The following is a 15,092-nucleotide window of genomic DNA, read 5'->3' as shown; positions in this document are numbered from 1 at the left end:
AAAGCGCCGTGCAGGAAAGGAAGGATAAGCTTTCGATGATGCGCAAGGCTCTGCTTCCCCTCCTGCTCGCCAATATAGCCGCCCCCCTCGCCGCCCAAGACCCCGCGCCCCCATCCGAAAACGCCATCCTCGTCACCGCGCAGCGTTCCGGCGCGCCGATGTGGACGATCGACACCGACACCGGCGCGATCATCCTCGTGGGCGAAATCCGCGAAGTGCCCGAGGCGACGCCGTGGCGGCCCGACCGGCTGGAGGAGGCGGTGGGGGAATCGCAGAGGGTCATCCTTCGCTCGCGGCCCAAGTTCTCGCCGGGCGATTTCTTCCGCGTGATGTTCCGCGCCGGGCGCTTCCTCAAGCTGCCAGACAAGACCGTGGCGGGCGATTACCTCGACGAAGCCCAGCGCGCCCGGCTCGCCGCGCTCGAGGAAAAATACGACAAGGATTACGACCGCTCCTCCTTCCTCATCACCGCCTTCAACCTGCTCGCCCGCCAGCTCGATTTCGACGACGACACGCTGGACGATGCGACCGAGGTGGTCGAGGAAGCCGCCGAGGATGCCGACGTCGAAATCATCCGCCCGCCGCGCTTTCGCGGAGAGGACCTGCTCGACAGCCTGTCCGAAGCCGACCCGCGCACGCAGATCCCCTGCCTCGAAGCGGCCATGACCGCCGCCGAAGCGGGGCCGGCAATCATCGAGGCGCGGGGCAATGCGTGGCGGCGCTTCGACATCCCTGCGACGATGGAAAACCCGCTCGAAGTCGCGCTGGGTTCCTGCTGGCCCTGGGCCGACCCGGAACTGGGCGAGGAAATCCGCGGCATCTGGGTGGACGAAATCACGCAGGCGATGGGCGCAGACGGCGTCACCGTCGCGGTCGTGCCGCTGCGCGTGCTGGCGGAACCGGATGGCGTGCTCGATATGCTCGAGTCGGATGGCGCGGTCATCATGGGGCCCGACTGGCGCGGCCGATAGGGCGCAGCGCGCCGCCCCCTTCGTCGATACCGGTGCGTCACTTATCGTCGATCCGAGCCGCTTGGACGAAACAAATGCCCATTCGGTAAAGCCCGGCTTGATGGATTTGTGCGGTATGGCATTCTTGCATCTGACGCCATGACGTCCGGCAAGAAGGCGGACGCACGGCGTCGGATCGACCATTGCCGCCGACGCTTGCGGGTATGGGCTGATGCCCTGCTTGCTCGACGCTGACCGGCCGATCCTCCTGAACGATGATAGGAGGATGATCCAATGACCTACCGTACCACAAAATCGCTGCGTCCTGTCGCTGCATCCCTGCTCGCGCTCGGCCTTTCGCTGCCGCTCGCCGCGTCTCCGGCGCTTGCCGGCGAACAGGAGCAGATCAGGGTGACTACGCAGGGCGAGATGCAGCGCTGGCAGGACCGGGCGACGCGCCGGCTCGACAATGCGCTGCGCCAGGCGCCCGGGCGCAGCAGCGCCGTGCCGAAAAGCGGCATCGTGCAGATCGCCTTCCGGATGGGTGAGGACGGGCGGCCCGACGGGCTGACCGTCCATTCCAACACCGCCGACCGGACCGCGCTCAGGATGGCGAAATACGCGGTGAGGCGGCTGGGCGACCTGTCCGACGTGCCCGTGGGCAACGCGCACAGGGCGCAGTTCCTCGCGAACATCGTCTTCGCCACCGACCGCGTGGAGCACAAGCAGCTGATGCTCGCGCTCGCGCAATCCGAACGCGCCCGGCTTGCCGCCGGGGAGGCAGGGAGCGACCTGATCGTTCTCGGGGGTTAGCAGCCCCTTCCCCCTTGCTGCCGAACCCGGCGTGAGCGGCCGCCCCTTCCTTTTCCGTTGCACCCCGCATGGCAAAGGCAGGGGCGGTTTGGCCCGGCGGGGGCGCTTGCAGAAGCGCGGGCGCGCCGATAGGCACAGGGCACCAAGGCCCAGCAGACGGACCCGCCATGCCCGCGATCACGACGCCCAACACGAATATCGAGCTGTTCTACGAGGACCACGGCGACCCGGCCCATCCGCCGGTGCTGCTGGTGATGGGCCTCGGCGCGCAATTGACCCTGTGGCCCGACGAATTCGTCGAGGCGCTTGTCGCCCGCGGCTTTCGCGTGATCCGCTTCGACAACCGCGATATCGGGCACAGCCAGAAAATGGCGGGCGAGCGGCCGCCCAAGATCGTGTGGCAAGTGCTCTGGAAGAAGATCGGCTTCCCCCCGCGCGTGCCCTACACGCTGAACGACATGGCCGACGATGCGGTGGGCCTGATGGACGCGCTCGGCATCGAAGCCGCGCACGTGGTCGGCGCGTCGATGGGCGGGATGATCGCGCAGCTGATGGCGGTGAACCATGCCGAGCGGCTGCGGTCGCTGACCTCGATCTTCTCGACCACCGGCAATCCGAAGCTGCCCAAGGCGGAAAAGCACGCGATGGAGGCGCTGACCGCGCCGCTCCCTTCGCTCGAGGAGGAGGCGGTCGTCGCCCACGGGATGCGGGTGCAGCGCGCGATCGGCAGCCCGGCCTATCGCCCTTCGGACGAGAAACTGCGCGAAAGGGTGCTGAAGACGGTGCGCCGCAGCGTCTATCCCGACGGGCTGCCGCGCCAGCTCGCCGCGATCATCGACGACGGCGACCGGCGCGAACGGCTCGCCCGTGTGACCGCGCCGACACTGGTGATGCACGGCGAGGACGATCCGCTGGTCAAGGTCGAGGCGGGCGAGGACACGGCGATGGCGATACCCGGCGCGCGGCTGGTGACGATCCCCGGTTGGGGCCACGATCTGCCGGTGGAGCTGGTGGACCGCCTCGCCGACGAAATCGCCGCCCACGCCCGCGCCGAAATGCAATCGGCCTGAGCGGGGCGAGGCCGGTTCGGCGGCGCGGGTTTCGCCGGATAAGTCGCCCCCGCCGCTTGCCGGGGGCGCGGCCATCGGGAATCGTCTAGCGTATGGCGATTCTTTCCGACAAGTGGATCCGCACGCAGGCGCTCGAACATGGCATGATCGAGCCCTTCGTCGAGGCGCAGCGGCGCGAGGGCTGCATTTCCTACGGCCTCTCCTCCTACGGCTACGACGCGCGGGTGGCGCCTGAATTCAAGATCTTCACCAATGTCGATTCGGCGGTGGTCGATCCCAAGCAGTTCGACGCCAACAGCTTCGTCGACCGCGAGACCGATGTCTGCGTGATCCCGCCCAATTCCTTCGCGCTCGCCCGCACGGTCGAATATTTCCGCGTGCCGGAAGACGTGCTGGTGATCTGCCTCGGCAAGAGCACCTATGCGCGCTGCGGGATCATCGTGAACGTGACCCCGCTGGAGCCGGGCTGGGAGGGGCACGTGACGCTCGAATTTTCCAACACCACGCCGCTGCCCGCGCGCATCTACGCCAATGAAGGCGCGTGCCAGTTCCTGTTCCTCAAAGGCAATGAACGCTGCGAGACGAGCTACAAGGACCGCGCGGGAAAATACATGGGCCAGCGCGGGGTGACGCTGCCGCGGCTGTAGGTGGTCGGACGGCTTTTGTCCGCTTACGACCCGTTGCCGTCGTTGATCTAACTTAAAAGCGGAGATACGATGCGGTAGTCCACTGGAGAACGACAATGTTGAAAGCTTTGGCTGCTGTTGCTGTTTGCTTAGCAGTTCCCGCTAATGCGGAATTTTATCCGGCTCCTTCTGCCGTTAAAATGGTCGGTGAACAGAAAGTAACGGATTGCGAATTTCTAGGCTTAGCTTACGAGGCCGATAGCTTTAACTCAAAGAACATGGACAAAGCCGCAAGGAAGGCGTTGGATGAAGCATTGGTCAAGGCTTCGCAAGCCGGAGCGAATACGGTTGTTTTCAAAGGAATTTCCGCTTCTAACAAAGAATTAGTGGTAACTCTGATGGCTTACCGTTGCTAGGCAAACTTGGACTCATAACCCGCTGTCTAACCGTTTCAGGTCAGATCTCCACCCATATTCGGACGCTCTCCGTTTCCTACTCGTCCCGCGAGTGCCACCTTGCTCGCATGCTGCCCTCTCGCTTCCTACCCGCCTGGCAAGAAACGCCCGTGCTCCCTGTCCGTCACTTTTCCTTTTTCTTGCAAAACGCTCAGATTTTCAGTGCCTTCCGGCAAGGTTGGAAAGTTGACAGGGTGTCACCTTTGTCACCTTTGCCCGCCCCGCCGCCGTGCGCACACAGGCTGGCATTTCGCGTCTATTGAGCTAGGCAGGGAGGCGAAGTTCCGCGCGATGCGGGAATACGAGACAAAGGGGATTTGCCGTGGCTGACAAAGAGTTCGACATCATCGTCTATGGCGCGACCGGCTACACCGGGCGGCTCGTCGCTGAATACCTCGCGCATCACTACGGCGGCCGCGAGGACGGGCCGAAATGGGCGATGGCCGGGCGCAGCCTGTCCAAGCTCGAAGCCGTGCGCGACGAAATCGGCGCGCCGGCCGATACGCCGCTGGTCGTCGCCGATGCCGATGACCCTGCCTCGCTCAAGGCCATGTGCGAGCGCACCAAGGTCGTCCTCACCACGGTCGGCCCTTACCAGCTTTACGGCGACAAGCTGCTCGAAGCCTGCGTCGAGACCGCAACCGACTACGCCGACTTGTGCGGCGAGCCCGCATGGATGGCGGAGAAGATCGAGGCGTTCCATGAGCGCGCGAAGGAAACCGGCGCGCGGATCTGCTTTTCGAGCGGCTTCGATTCGATCCCCTTCGACCTCGGCGTGATGATGACGCAGGAGGCCGCCAAGGCCCGCTTCGGCGCGCCCGCCCCGCGCATCCGGGGCCGCGTGCGGGCGATGCAGGGCACCTTCTCCGGCGGCACGGCGGCGAGCCTCGGCGCGACCATGCAGGCGGCGATGAGGAAGCCGGCGATTCTCGGCGTCCTGCGCGATCCTTTCGCGCTCACCCCCGGCTTCGAAGGGCCGGACCAGCCTTCGGGCATGGTCCCGCGGCACGAGGACGACCTCGGCAAGTGGGCCGCGCCCTTCGTCATGGCGCCGATCAACACGAAGAACGTGCACCGGACCAATTTCCTGCTCGGCCACCCCTATGGCGAGGATTTCAAGTATGACGAAATGGTGCTGACCAGCCCCGGCGATGCGGGCAGGAAAATGGCCGAGGCCGCGCAGGAGATGATGAAGAACCCCTTCGGCTCGAAACCGCCCAAGCCGGGCGAGGGGCCGACGAAGGATGAGCGCGAGAACGGCTTTTACGACGTGCTGTTCGTCGCCGAGATGCCGGACGGGCAGACGCTCCATTACGGCGTGAAGGGCAAGTACGATCCGGGCTATGGCTCGACCAGCCGGATGCTGGCCGAGACGGGGATGGCTTTGCTTTCGTGCGAGGCCGAGGGCGGGATCGGGACGCCCGGTTCGTTCCTAGGCAAGGCGCTGGTCGACCGGCTGCAGGAGCACGCCGAAATTACCTTCGCCGCCGAGGACTGATCGGCCCGGGAACGGGCACGGCCGGGCAGGGATTGAAGGGGGGCACGGATAAAGGAGACGCGCGCATTTCACTCCCCTCGATCCAGGCGATGCTGATGATCTTCAGCGCGACGTCGATCCTGTCCTCGGCATGGCTGGTGCTGCACGCGCGCGACGTGGTGCTGGTGCTGCGGCAGGTTCTCCCGATCGATCCGGGCGAGGGCAAACGGCTGGCGAGTTTCCGGCTGGTCTGCGCGATGATGACGCTGTTCGGCTTTTCGGTGAGCGCCGAAACGCTGATCCTGCTGCGGGCCTCGCTCGGCTCGTGACGGTGCGCTTGGCCGAGGATTTCGGAACCGGGCGCGGATGAGGCCCATTGGTCCGTTGTAAGCACCTGAAATGCCAACGGAGGCGAAAATGCCGCTCATCTACCAGCAGGCCGGAATCTTCCTCATCGGAGTCATCACGCTCGCCAGCGGGGCATGGCTGCTGATCCATGCGCGCGACGTCGCCCGGCTGTTCCGGACCGAGCCCGACGTCGCGGTCGGCCCCGGAAAGAAACAGGCGAGCAAGGCCACCACATGGGCCATGCTCGCCGTGTTCAACGCGGGCTGGATCGTCGCCCTCGTGTTCTGGTCGCTGACAATCTAGGCCGTGGCCAGGACCGCCAGCGACATTACGGTCAGAAGGACAGGCGCACGCTCATCCTCAGGTTCCGCCCCGGCAGGGGGATGAAATCCTTGGTGAAGCTCGAATGGCGGCGGCCTTCGACGTCGAACAGGTTTTCGCCGGCGATCTGGACGACGACATTCGGGTTGTTCTCAAGCGGCCGCATCGAGAGATAGAGGTTCACGAAAGCGAAGTCGTCGGTCGCGGTTTCGAAGTCGGCGACTTCGTCCTGTTCGCCGAACCACTGCACCTCGCCGCGCAGGTCGAACCGGTCGAACTGCGCTTCGAGCGCGCCGAGCAGGCTGATCGGCGGGATGCGCGGCAGGTTCCCGTCGCCCTGCAGGTCGGCGGAGACGTAGGACGCGCGCAGATCGGTCAGAAGGGTGAAGTCCTCGGTCTCGACCACGGGCAGCGCGAGGTCCGCCTCGAAGCCGAAGAAGTTCGCGTCTTCCTGCAGGTAGACGAAGACCGGCAGGTCGTCCTCCTCCTCGCCGGTGGGGGAGAGGAAGATGAAGTCGTCGAAGCTCTGGTAATAGACAGACGCGCCGAAGGAGATGTCGCCGATGTCGCCGCGCAGGAAGGTCTCGAGCCCCCAGGCGCTTTCGACGTCGAGGTCGACGTTGCCGATCTCGAACGCCTGTGTCGCGATGTGCGGGCCGTTGGCGAAGAGTTCCTCGCCCGCCGGGGCACGCTCCGAGCGCGAACCGGTGAGGCCGAAGCGCACCCCGCCCTCGGTTTCGATCACCGCCGACAGGGCGCCGGAGAAAAGGTCGAAATTGCGCTCGACGCCCAGCGGCTCGGATTCGACATCGACGGTTTCGTAGCGGCCGGCAGCCTCGAGCTGGATTCCGCCGAGATCGAATTCCTGCACCGTGAAAAGCGCGAACTGGGTGGTGTCGTTGGGCTGGACGAAGGCTTCAGCACCGACCGCCTGGAAATCGCGCGAGGTGAATTGCGCGCCGATCACCCCGCCGCGGCTCTGGATCAGCTCGGCGCGGGCCTCGATCGTCTCGGTGTCGAAGACCGTGCCGATCTCCATCCCTTCAAGCTCGGTATGGGTGTAGTCGGAATAGCCCGCCCGCAGCTTCAGCCGCGAGAAGAAGCCGCTGCCAAGCGCGATGTCGCCGCGCAGGTCGACGCGCAGCTGTTCGAGGTCGATGCGAACGTCCTCGTCGCCGTGCTCGTGGCCTTCCTCGTCGTGATCGTCGTGATCGTCATGATCATCGTGATCGTCATGGCCGTGCTCTTCTTCGCCGTGGGCGTGCTCGGTCCCCGGACGCTTGATCACGCCGTAATTGGTGTCGAAATAGCCGACCGAGGCGCCGAAGCTGCTTTCACCGAAGATGAAGCCGATGCCCCCGTTGACGGTCCAGGTCTGCAGGTCGCTGTTCGGCACGAAAGCGCGCTGGTCGGTGGCCTCGCGCAGTTCCTCGGCTTCCTCGAATTCGCCCTCGGCCTCTTCCTCCGCGGCTTCGGCGAGCAGTTCGTTGCGCAGTCCCTCGGTCAGCTGGAAGCCGGGGATCTCGAGATCGTTGGTGTCGCGGAACGAGCCGTCGAAATGGACCACGACATTATCGGCCAGCGCCGCATCGATCGACGCGCCGCCGCTGCGCAGGTTGCTCACGGTGTCGGCGGCGAACAGCGCGTCGAGGTGGATCGGCTCTTCGGGCACTTCGATCGGTATGCGCCGGTCGATCACGTTGACGACGCCGCCGATCGCCTGGCTGCCGAACAGCAGCGCGCCGGGGCCGCGCAGGACCTCGATCCGGGTGACGGTGAGCGGGTCGATCGTGGTCGCGTGGTCGGCCGAGGTGTTGGCGGTGTCGGCCGTGCCCAGCCCGTCGATCAGCACGCGCACGCGCTCCCCGTCGAGGCCGCGCAGGATCGGGCGCGAGGCGCCGGGCGCAAAGCTGGTGGCGGTGACGCCCGGCACCTTGACCAGCACTTCGCCGAGTTGGCTGCTGAGATTGCGCTGCACCTCTTCGAGGCCGAGAATGTCCTGCCCGGCGATGAAGTCGAGTTCGCGGACACCCTCGGCGGTGACGAGGATGTCGCCGCGATCGTGGAGGTGTTCGCCGTCGTCCTTCTGCTTGCTTTCAGCCGGACGCGTCTCCTCGTCCTCGGCATCCTGGGCGAAAGCTGGGCTTGCAGCGAGCGCGAAGGAAAGGGCCGTTGCAACGGCAAGGCGGGAGGTGAACGATGTCATGGGGGAAATCCTTGGCACTGAATGAAGGCAATAGCTTTATGTGATAAAGTATCATCGCCATACAGTGCCAAATCGCAAGATCAAGCCTGGCCTTGAATCAATGCGACGAAGTGCGTGACCCGCGCGGCATTCCTGTCCGACCTGCTGCAAGAATGGCACGGTCCACGAGGTCTTCGACGGCCAAAGGAATCCGGGCAACGCAGCAAGGCAATGGAGCGGGCGAAGAGATTCGAACTCTCGACCCCAACCTTGGCAAGGTTGTGCTCTACCCCTGAGCTACGCCCGCTCACTGGCGCCGTGACAGGGGGCGCTGTCGCCACTTCCCTGCCGGGGAGGCGGCGCGATTAGCAGCGCCTCGCGACCCCTGCAAGCCCAAAAATGGCGCAATTATCGCTTGATCGCGCGTCCCCGAGGCTTCAGCGCAAATGCGCGCTTCACAAAGCCCCAAAACCTCCCACATTGTGGCATATTGTATTGAGTGCCGCAGACGACACCAGCCGAACGACAGGAGCACGCCCTTGGCCAGCATGGGTCTCAATCTCGATGAACAGAAGGCGGTCGACCGCTTCCGCAAGAACGTGGTCGAACCCTCGCAGACGAAGCTCGTCATCCTCGATTTCTGGGCCGAATGGTGCGGCCCGTGCAAGGCGCTCGCCCCGACGCTGGAAAAGGTCGCGGCCGATTATGCCGACAAGGGCGTGGTGCTTGCCAAGATCAATGTCGACGAAGAACAGTTCATCGCGAGCCAGTTCCAGGTCCGCTCGATCCCGACGGTCTATGCCATGTTCCAGGGCCAGCCGGTCGCCGACCTGACTTCGGCCCGCAGCGAATCGCAATTGAAGCAGGTGCTCGACCAGCTGCTCCAGCAATTGCCGGTGCAGGCGGGCGCGGAGGGCGCGAACGGCCAGCAGCAGGGGCCGTCGCCCGAGGAAATCGCGCAGTTCGTGCAGATGGGCGAGGACGCGCTGACCGGCGGCGACGCTCAGCGCGCGGCGGGCATCTTCGGCCAGGTTACCGAATTCGCTCCCGACAATGCAGCGGCCGCCTCGGGCCTCGTGCGGGCGCTGGTCATGCTCGACCAGGTCGACGAGGCGAAGCAGGTGTTCGAGGCGATGATGAACGATCCGCGCCTTGCGGGTGACCCCGCGATGGGCGCGGCCAAATCCGCGCTCGACCTTGCCGGGACGAAGGTCGACGAGGGCGAACTCGCCGACCTCAAGGCCAAGGCCGAGGCGAGCCCCGACGACATGGACGCGCAGCTCGCCTATGCCGAGGCGGCGTTTGCCGCGGGCCGCCGCGACGAGGCCGCCGACACGCTGCTTTCCATGGTCGAAAAGGACCGCGAATGGAACGAGGGTGCGGCGCGCGCGCAGCTGCTCAAGATGTTCGAGGCGATCGGCCTCGAGGACCCGTGGGTCGTCGCAACCCGCCGCCGCCTGTCGAAGATCCTGTTCGGATAAGGCGCATGACGACCCGCCTCTCGATCTTTCCCCTGCCCGGTGCGGTGCTCTTTCCGGGGCTGCAATTGCCGCTCCACATCTTCGAGCCGCGCTACCGCGCGCTGGTGGGCGATGCGCTGGTGCGCGACCGGCGGATCGCGATGATCCAGCCGCAGCGCCCGATCGAGGGCGCGCCGCTCTATACCGTCGGCTGCGTCGGGCGGATCGGCGAGATCGAGGCTATGGACGACGGGCGCTACAACCTCGTGCTCGAAGGCGAATCGCGCTTTCGCCTGATCCGCGAACTCGACGTGACGACCGCCTTCCGCCAGGTCGAGGCCGAGCTGATCGAGGACGACGAGGACGAAACGCTCACCCACGCCCAGCGCGGCGGGTTCGAGCGCGAGGCGCGGCACTTCGCCGACAGCCAGGGCTATTCGGTCGACTGGGATTCGGTCGAGCGTCTGGATGACCAGTCGCTGATCAACGGCGTCTCCCAGATCGCGCCGTTCGATCCCGCGTCGAAACAGGCGCTGCTGGAGGCGGAGAACCTGTCGGCCCGGTGCGAATTGCTGGTGCAGCTGATGCAGTTCTACGGCCGCCGCGACGGGGGCGAGGAGATCATGACGCTGCAATAGGGGAGGGCGCCGGGGGGTCTGCTTTCGGCGAATTGCGCTGCGGGCCGGTATGTCCGCAAGTGGGTGGTTAGCGGCCTCTAGCGAGAATACGCTTTCCTTCCCTCAAGGCATCTTCGACGGTCCCGAATATCCCAGAACGGGGCTGCGCCCAAATCTGCCAGTGTGGTTCCCAACGTGCGTTACATGGGAAGGACACGTAGTCCGGATTACATTCGTCACCAGCTTCATAACTGCGAACGCGCTCCTCGACGATCATGTAGTGGAAATCTGCTCGGTCGTAGATCGCTAGTCGAAGTTTTGCATCGGCGGAAAGTAACTCGCAGCATCTATATCGCGGTTCCATAGCAGCTATCTAACATCGAAAAGCAATGGCAGCTATGGGGTCGTCAGCGGACAGTCCGCACCCTCACCCCCCGAAGCTGCCCTTCACCCCGTCGATCACGTATTGCGCCGCCAGCGCCGCGAGCAGCACGCCTAGGAGGCGCGTGATGACCGCCTCGACCTTGTCGCCGAGCACGCGGATCATCGGTCCGGCCGCGACCAGCGCCGCCGCCGTGATCGCGAGCACCGCGCCCATCGCGGCGAAGACCTCGATCCGCTCGGACGCGCTTTCCGCCTCGTTCATCAGCAGCATGATCGCCGCGATCGCGCCCGGCCCCGCCAGCATCGGCATCGCCATGGGAAACACCGAAACATCCTCGATCTCCGGGGTCGCGGCGATCTTCTCGGCGCGTTCCTCGCGGCGCTGAGTGCGCTTTTCGAAGACCATGTCGAAGGCGATCCAGAACAGCATCAGCCCGCCTGCGATGCGGAAGCTGTCGAGCTCGATGTGGAGCGCGGAGAGCAGCGGCTCGCCGAAGAAGGCGAAGATGAGCAGGATGATCGCCGCGATGAAGGTCGCGCGCAGGGCCATGGCGCGCGCCTGTGCCGCGGTCGCCTGCTTGGTGAGCCCTGCATAGATCGGCGCGCAGCCGGGCGGGTCGATCACCACGAACAGGGTGACGAAAGCCGAGACGAAGAGTTCGGACAGGATCACGGGCGGGCCTCAGATGCGGGAAGGGCGGACGCGCGGCCCCTCATCATTCCTGCGGCGAAGATGCAAGGCTTTCCTCGATCGCGGTGACCCATTCGCCTTGGTAGAAATAGTCGACCGCGACCTGCTTCGTCCCGTCCGCGCCGTGTTCCCAGCGCCAGCGCAGCGTGCCGTCCGACGACAGGCGGGCATTGCCGTCCCCTTCGCCGATCGGGACGGCGGGCGGGGGCGGCACCTCGAGCCCGCGCGGCGGGCAGGAGGCGACGAGGCCGAGGATCGAATCCATCGCGGTGACGACGATATCGCCTTCCTCCGCCTTGGGCCGCGGAGGTGGCTGCGGGTCGTCGCGCCCGGCGACGTCGTAGGTCCATTTATAGCTGCCGTCGGGTTGCCGGGCCCAGGTGGTGACATAGCTTCCGACGAAGCCCTCGGGCTCGAGGAAGCGGCCCGCGCTCACCGCAAGAGCGCCGTCGCAGCTTATCACCACGGTGCGCGGCGCCCATTGCACGGGCTCCTCAGGGTCGGTCAATTCGCCCGCGAGCGCGTTGAAGGGGACGGGGCCGTTGCGCCCGTGCAGAAGCGCGGCAGGCGCGGCGTATTCGCCCATCGCGGTGAATTGCCCGCGCTCGCGCGCGGCGCGGGCATAGGCGACCTCGGTGGCGACGATGCTGCTCGGCTGGGCCTCGCCCGGAGCGCCGGTGAGCACGCGGTTGATCACCTCGGGCGGAGGCCCGCGCCGCTGCCCCCCCGAACAGCCCGCCAGCGCGAGCGCGGCGATGCCGAGGGCGAACGCGGCGGCGGCGCGGCTTCTCACAGCCCCTCCGGCGGGTCGAGAGAGGCATTGCGATGCGCGGCGACCAGCGTGTTCCTGAGCAGGACCGCAATCGTCATCGGCCCGACCCCGCCCGGGACCGGGGTGATCGCGCCCGCGACTGCGGCGGCTTCGTCATAGGCGACATCGCCGACGAGCCGGCCCTTCTCCTTGCCCGGTTCGGGCGGCAGGCGGTTGATGCCGACATCGATCACGCTCGCGCCCGGCTTGATCCAGTCGCCGCGGACCATCTCCGCCCGGCCCACCGCGGCAACCACGATGTCCGCCCGCCGCACGACCTCGGCGAGGTTCTTCGTCCGGCTGTGCGCGATGGTGACGGTGGCGTTTGCATCGACGAGGAGCTGCGCCATCGGCTTGCCCACGATGTTCGAGCGCCCGATCACGACCGCGTCCATCCCCGACAGGTCGCCGTGGAGGTCCTTGAGCAGCATGATGCAGCCCAAGGGCGTGCAGGGCACGAAGCCTTCCTGCCCGACCGAAAGCCGGCCTGCGCTGATGACGTGGAAGCCGTCGACATCCTTGTCCGGGTCTATGGTGGCGATCACCTTCTGCTCGTCGATCTGCGGCGGCAGGGGGAGCTGGACGAGCACGCCGTCCACCGCCGGGTCGGCGTTCAGCTGCTCGACCAGCGCGAGCAGGTCCGCCTCGGAAGTGTCGGCGGGCAGGCGGTGTTCGAAGCTTTCCATGTTCGCGGCGATGCACGCCTTGTGCTTCGAGCCGACATAGACCTGGCTCGCCGGGTCCTCGCCCACCAGCACCACGGCAAGCCCCGGCTTGCGCCCGGTCTTCTGTGCGAAGGCCAGCGCGTGCTCGCCCACCGTCTCGCGCAGGCGCGCGGCGAAAGCCTTGCCGTCGATGCGGGTCGCTTGCGTCATCGAATCAGTAGGCGCTTCGGATGAGGCCATCGAGGATGATGAGGAAAATCTGCAAGCCGAGGATCAGCACCAGGGGCGAGAAGTCGATCGTCCCCGTGTCCGGCATGATCCGCCGGATGGGGCGCAATATCGGATCGAGCAGGCTGTTGATCGAAGTGTAGAACGCCATCAGGAACTGGTTGGACGGGCTCACCACGTTGAAGGCGAAGAGCAGCCCGATCACGAACTGGATGATGATGAGCATGACCAGTACGCCAACGAGGACGTCGACGATCTGGTAGAGTGTGAACAATGCTTGCATGGACCTGCCTGTTATCGGTTTGAAGTGCGCGTTTCGCGCAGATGGTCGTCCCTTCGCGGCGTATTACACGAGCAATACAGCCTGCGCCAGACCCCCTACCTAGGGATTGCTCCCGGCGCGCACCAGCGTTCCCGCACCGCGCGCGGTGAAGAATTCGAGAAGCATCGCGTGCGGCACCCGCCCGTCGAGCACCACCGCCGCCTCGCAGCCCGATTCGACCGCCGCGACGCAGGTTTCGAGCTTGGGTACCATGCCGCCCTTTATGACCCCTTCCTCGCTGAGCCGCGCGATGTCGGCCGGGGTAAGGTCGGACAGGAGCTTGCCTTCCGCATCGAGCACGCCCGCAACGTCGGTCAGCAGGAACAGCCGCGCCGCCCCCAGCGCCGCCGCGATAGCGCCCGCCATCGTGTCCGCGTTGATGTTGTAGGTCGCCCCGTCCGCTCCCGGCGCGATGGGGGCGATCACCGGGATCATCCCTGCGGCGACCGCGGTGTCGATCACGCTGGTATCTACGCTTTCCGGCTCGCCCACGAAGCCGAGGTCGACCACGCTCTCGATCAGGCTTTCGGGATCCTTGGTGGTGCGCTCGACTTTCCTTGCGGTGACGAGCCCGCCGTCCTTGCCCGACAGGCCGATCGCTTTGCCGCCCGCCCCGGCGAGCCAGCCGACCAGTTCCTTGTTGATAGCCCCCGACAGGACCATTTCGGCGATCTTCGCGGTCGCCTCGTCGGTGACGCGCAGCCCGTCGATGAAGGTGCTTTCCACCCCCAGCCGCCGCAGCATCTCGCCGATCTGCGGGCCGCCGCCGTGGACCACGACCGGGTTGATGCCGACCGCCTTCAACAGCACGATGTCCTCGGCGAAGTCGCGCGCGGCCTCCGGCTCGCCCATCGCGTGCCCGCCGTATTTCACGACGAAGGTGCGCCCGGCATAGCGCTGGAAATAGGGCAGGGCCTCGATCAGCACCTCGGCCTTGGACAGGCCCCGGGCGAGGTCGCCCGCGTTTTCCCCGTTCGCGCTCATCATGCCGCCTTTCCGCTTGCCTTGCGAGCGCGCCGCTTAGCCGCTCGCGGGACGGATGCAAAGCGCGGATCGGCGCAGGCGAGTGGCGGGGCGCGGCGCGCTTTGCTAGCCCGTCCCGCGATGCCGCCTCGTTTTGGTTCACCGCTGCGCCGCAGGTCCGGACCGTCGCCCCGGATGCTGACGTGGTGGCTGCTGTGGCGCGTACCCGCCCTGCTCGGGATCGTCATGGCGGCATGGTGGTTCGGCGTTCGGCCGGTGCTCCAGGAACGCGGCTGGGTCGCGGTGGAAACGCGCTTCGCCCTGTGCGGCGAGGGCAGCGCGGGAGCGGGCGGCTGCGTCGTCGACGGGGACACGGTGGTGGTGTTCGAAAGCGTGGGCGAGCCGCGCCGCATCCGCCTCATGGGCTTCGACGCGCCCGAGCTCGACGGGGCTTGCGAGACGGAAAGGGCGCTCGCCCGCAAGGCGCGCGAGGCGCTGCATGAATGGCTGGGCGAGGGTCCGTTCGAATGGAACGGCGGCGCTGCGCCCCCGCGCGACCGCTATGGCCGAGAGCTGCGCCGGGCGCGGCGGGCGAGCGGAGAGGGCGAGGAGCCGGAAATGCTGGCCGAGGCGATGATCGCGCGGGGCCTTGCCGCGCGCGGCGGGCGCGACGCGCCGAAAGCCGACTGGTGCGAATGAAGTGTGC

Annotated in this window: 17 protein-coding genes and 1 tRNA gene; 11 read left to right on the top strand and 7 right to left on the bottom strand. The window is 66.2% G+C overall.

Features of this window, described 5'->3' with window-relative positions; translation table 11 throughout:
* The first annotated feature begins 35 nt into the window (after positions 1–35).
* From G9473_RS11635 to G9473_RS11600, 8 genes are all read left to right on the top strand, one after another.
* Positions 36–971 (top strand): TraB/GumN family protein, encoded by a 936-nt coding sequence (locus G9473_RS11635; protein WP_291133497.1) that lies wholly within the window; start codon positions 36–38, stop codon positions 969–971.
* Positions 972–1,244: 273 nt separating this feature from the next.
* A complete protein-coding gene (locus tag G9473_RS11630; RefSeq protein ID WP_291133496.1) occupies positions 1,245–1,763 on the top strand; it encodes a hypothetical protein in 519 nt (172 codons plus the stop codon).
* Positions 1,764–1,930: 167 nt separating this feature from the next.
* Positions 1,931–2,833: an alpha/beta fold hydrolase gene (locus tag G9473_RS11625; RefSeq protein ID WP_291133495.1), complete on the top strand. Its 903-nt coding sequence runs from the start codon at positions 1,931–1,933 to the stop codon at positions 2,831–2,833.
* A gap of 92 nt (positions 2,834–2,925) precedes the next feature.
* Positions 2,926–3,480 (top strand): dCTP deaminase, encoded by a 555-nt coding sequence (dcd, locus tag G9473_RS11620; RefSeq protein WP_291133494.1) that lies wholly within the window; start codon positions 2,926–2,928, stop codon positions 3,478–3,480.
* 95 nt (positions 3,481–3,575) lie between these two features.
* The gene (locus G9473_RS11615) at positions 3,576–3,875 is read left to right on the top strand and encodes a hypothetical protein (RefSeq protein WP_291133493.1); all 300 of its coding nucleotides are present in this window, start codon (positions 3,576–3,578) and stop codon (positions 3,873–3,875) included.
* A 361-nt stretch (positions 3,876–4,236) separates the two neighbouring features.
* A complete protein-coding gene (locus G9473_RS11610; RefSeq protein WP_291133492.1) occupies positions 4,237–5,412 on the top strand; it encodes a saccharopine dehydrogenase NADP-binding domain-containing protein in 1,176 nt (391 codons plus the stop codon).
* Positions 5,413–5,507: 95 nt separating this feature from the next.
* Positions 5,508–5,720 carry a hypothetical protein gene (locus G9473_RS11605; protein WP_291133491.1) on the top strand — a complete coding sequence of 71 codons (213 nt, stop codon included), beginning with the start codon at positions 5,508–5,510 and terminating at the stop codon, positions 5,718–5,720.
* An 88-nt stretch (positions 5,721–5,808) separates the two neighbouring features.
* Complete coding sequence (locus tag G9473_RS11600) at positions 5,809–6,042, top strand: hypothetical protein (protein WP_291133490.1); 234 nt, start codon at positions 5,809–5,811, stop codon at positions 6,040–6,042.
* A 31-nt stretch (positions 6,043–6,073) separates the two neighbouring features.
* On the opposite strand, the gene G9473_RS11595 is transcribed toward G9473_RS11600, so the two are convergent.
* Together G9473_RS11595 and G9473_RS11590 are read right to left on the bottom strand one after the other, a co-directional pair.
* Complete coding sequence (locus G9473_RS11595; protein WP_291133489.1) at positions 6,074–8,266, bottom strand: TonB-dependent receptor; 2,193 nt, start codon at positions 8,264–8,266, stop codon at positions 6,074–6,076.
* Between the two features lie 211 nt (positions 8,267–8,477).
* Positions 8,478–8,552 (bottom strand) — tRNA-Gly (locus tag G9473_RS11590).
* A 241-nt stretch (positions 8,553–8,793) separates the two neighbouring features.
* On the opposite strand from G9473_RS11590, the gene G9473_RS11585 reads away from it, so the two are divergent.
* A complete protein-coding gene (locus tag G9473_RS11585; RefSeq protein WP_291138419.1) occupies positions 8,794–9,726 on the top strand; it encodes a tetratricopeptide repeat protein in 933 nt (310 codons plus the stop codon).
* Between the two features lie 5 nt (positions 9,727–9,731).
* Positions 9,732–10,343, top strand: a complete 612-nt coding sequence (locus G9473_RS11580) for an LON peptidase substrate-binding domain-containing protein (protein WP_291133488.1) — start codon at positions 9,732–9,734, stop codon at positions 10,341–10,343.
* Between the two features lie 406 nt (positions 10,344–10,749).
* On the opposite strand, the gene G9473_RS11575 is transcribed toward G9473_RS11580, so the two are convergent.
* The 5 genes from G9473_RS11575 to argB all read right to left on the bottom strand — a co-directional run bounded on the left by G9473_RS11575 (position 10,750) and on the right by argB (position 14,410).
* The gene (locus G9473_RS11575) at positions 10,750–11,373 is read right to left on the bottom strand and encodes a MarC family protein (protein WP_291138416.1); all 624 of its coding nucleotides are present in this window, start codon (positions 11,371–11,373) and stop codon (positions 10,750–10,752) included.
* 49 nt (positions 11,374–11,422) lie between these two features.
* Entirely contained in the window at positions 11,423–12,190 is a 768-nt protein-coding gene (locus tag G9473_RS11570) for a hypothetical protein (RefSeq protein ID WP_291133487.1), read from the bottom strand.
* A complete protein-coding gene (gene folD, locus G9473_RS11565; protein ID WP_291133486.1) occupies positions 12,187–13,083 on the bottom strand; it encodes a bifunctional methylenetetrahydrofolate dehydrogenase/methenyltetrahydrofolate cyclohydrolase FolD in 897 nt (298 codons plus the stop codon). Before folD ends, G9473_RS11570 begins: the two co-directional genes overlap by 4 nt.
* A 4-nt stretch (positions 13,084–13,087) precedes the next feature.
* Positions 13,088–13,384, bottom strand: a complete 297-nt coding sequence (locus tag G9473_RS11560) for a YggT family protein (protein WP_291133485.1) — start codon at positions 13,382–13,384, stop codon at positions 13,088–13,090.
* Positions 13,385–13,483: 99 nt separating this feature from the next.
* Positions 13,484–14,410, bottom strand: coding sequence for an acetylglutamate kinase (gene argB / locus G9473_RS11555; protein ID WP_291133484.1), 927 nt, complete (start codon positions 14,408–14,410; stop codon positions 13,484–13,486).
* A 171-nt stretch (positions 14,411–14,581) separates the two neighbouring features.
* On the opposite strand from argB, the gene G9473_RS11550 reads away from it, so the two are divergent.
* Complete coding sequence (locus G9473_RS11550) at positions 14,582–15,085, top strand: thermonuclease family protein (RefSeq protein ID WP_291133483.1); 504 nt, start codon at positions 14,582–14,584, stop codon at positions 15,083–15,085.
* Positions 15,086–15,092 lie beyond the last annotated feature (7 nt).

The organism is Erythrobacter sp. (assembly GCF_011765465.1).
GTDB lineage: Bacteria > Pseudomonadota > Alphaproteobacteria > Sphingomonadales > Sphingomonadaceae > Erythrobacter.
The sequence above is the reverse complement of the archived record's forward strand: the minus strand, read 5'-3'. Positions and strand labels throughout refer to the sequence as shown.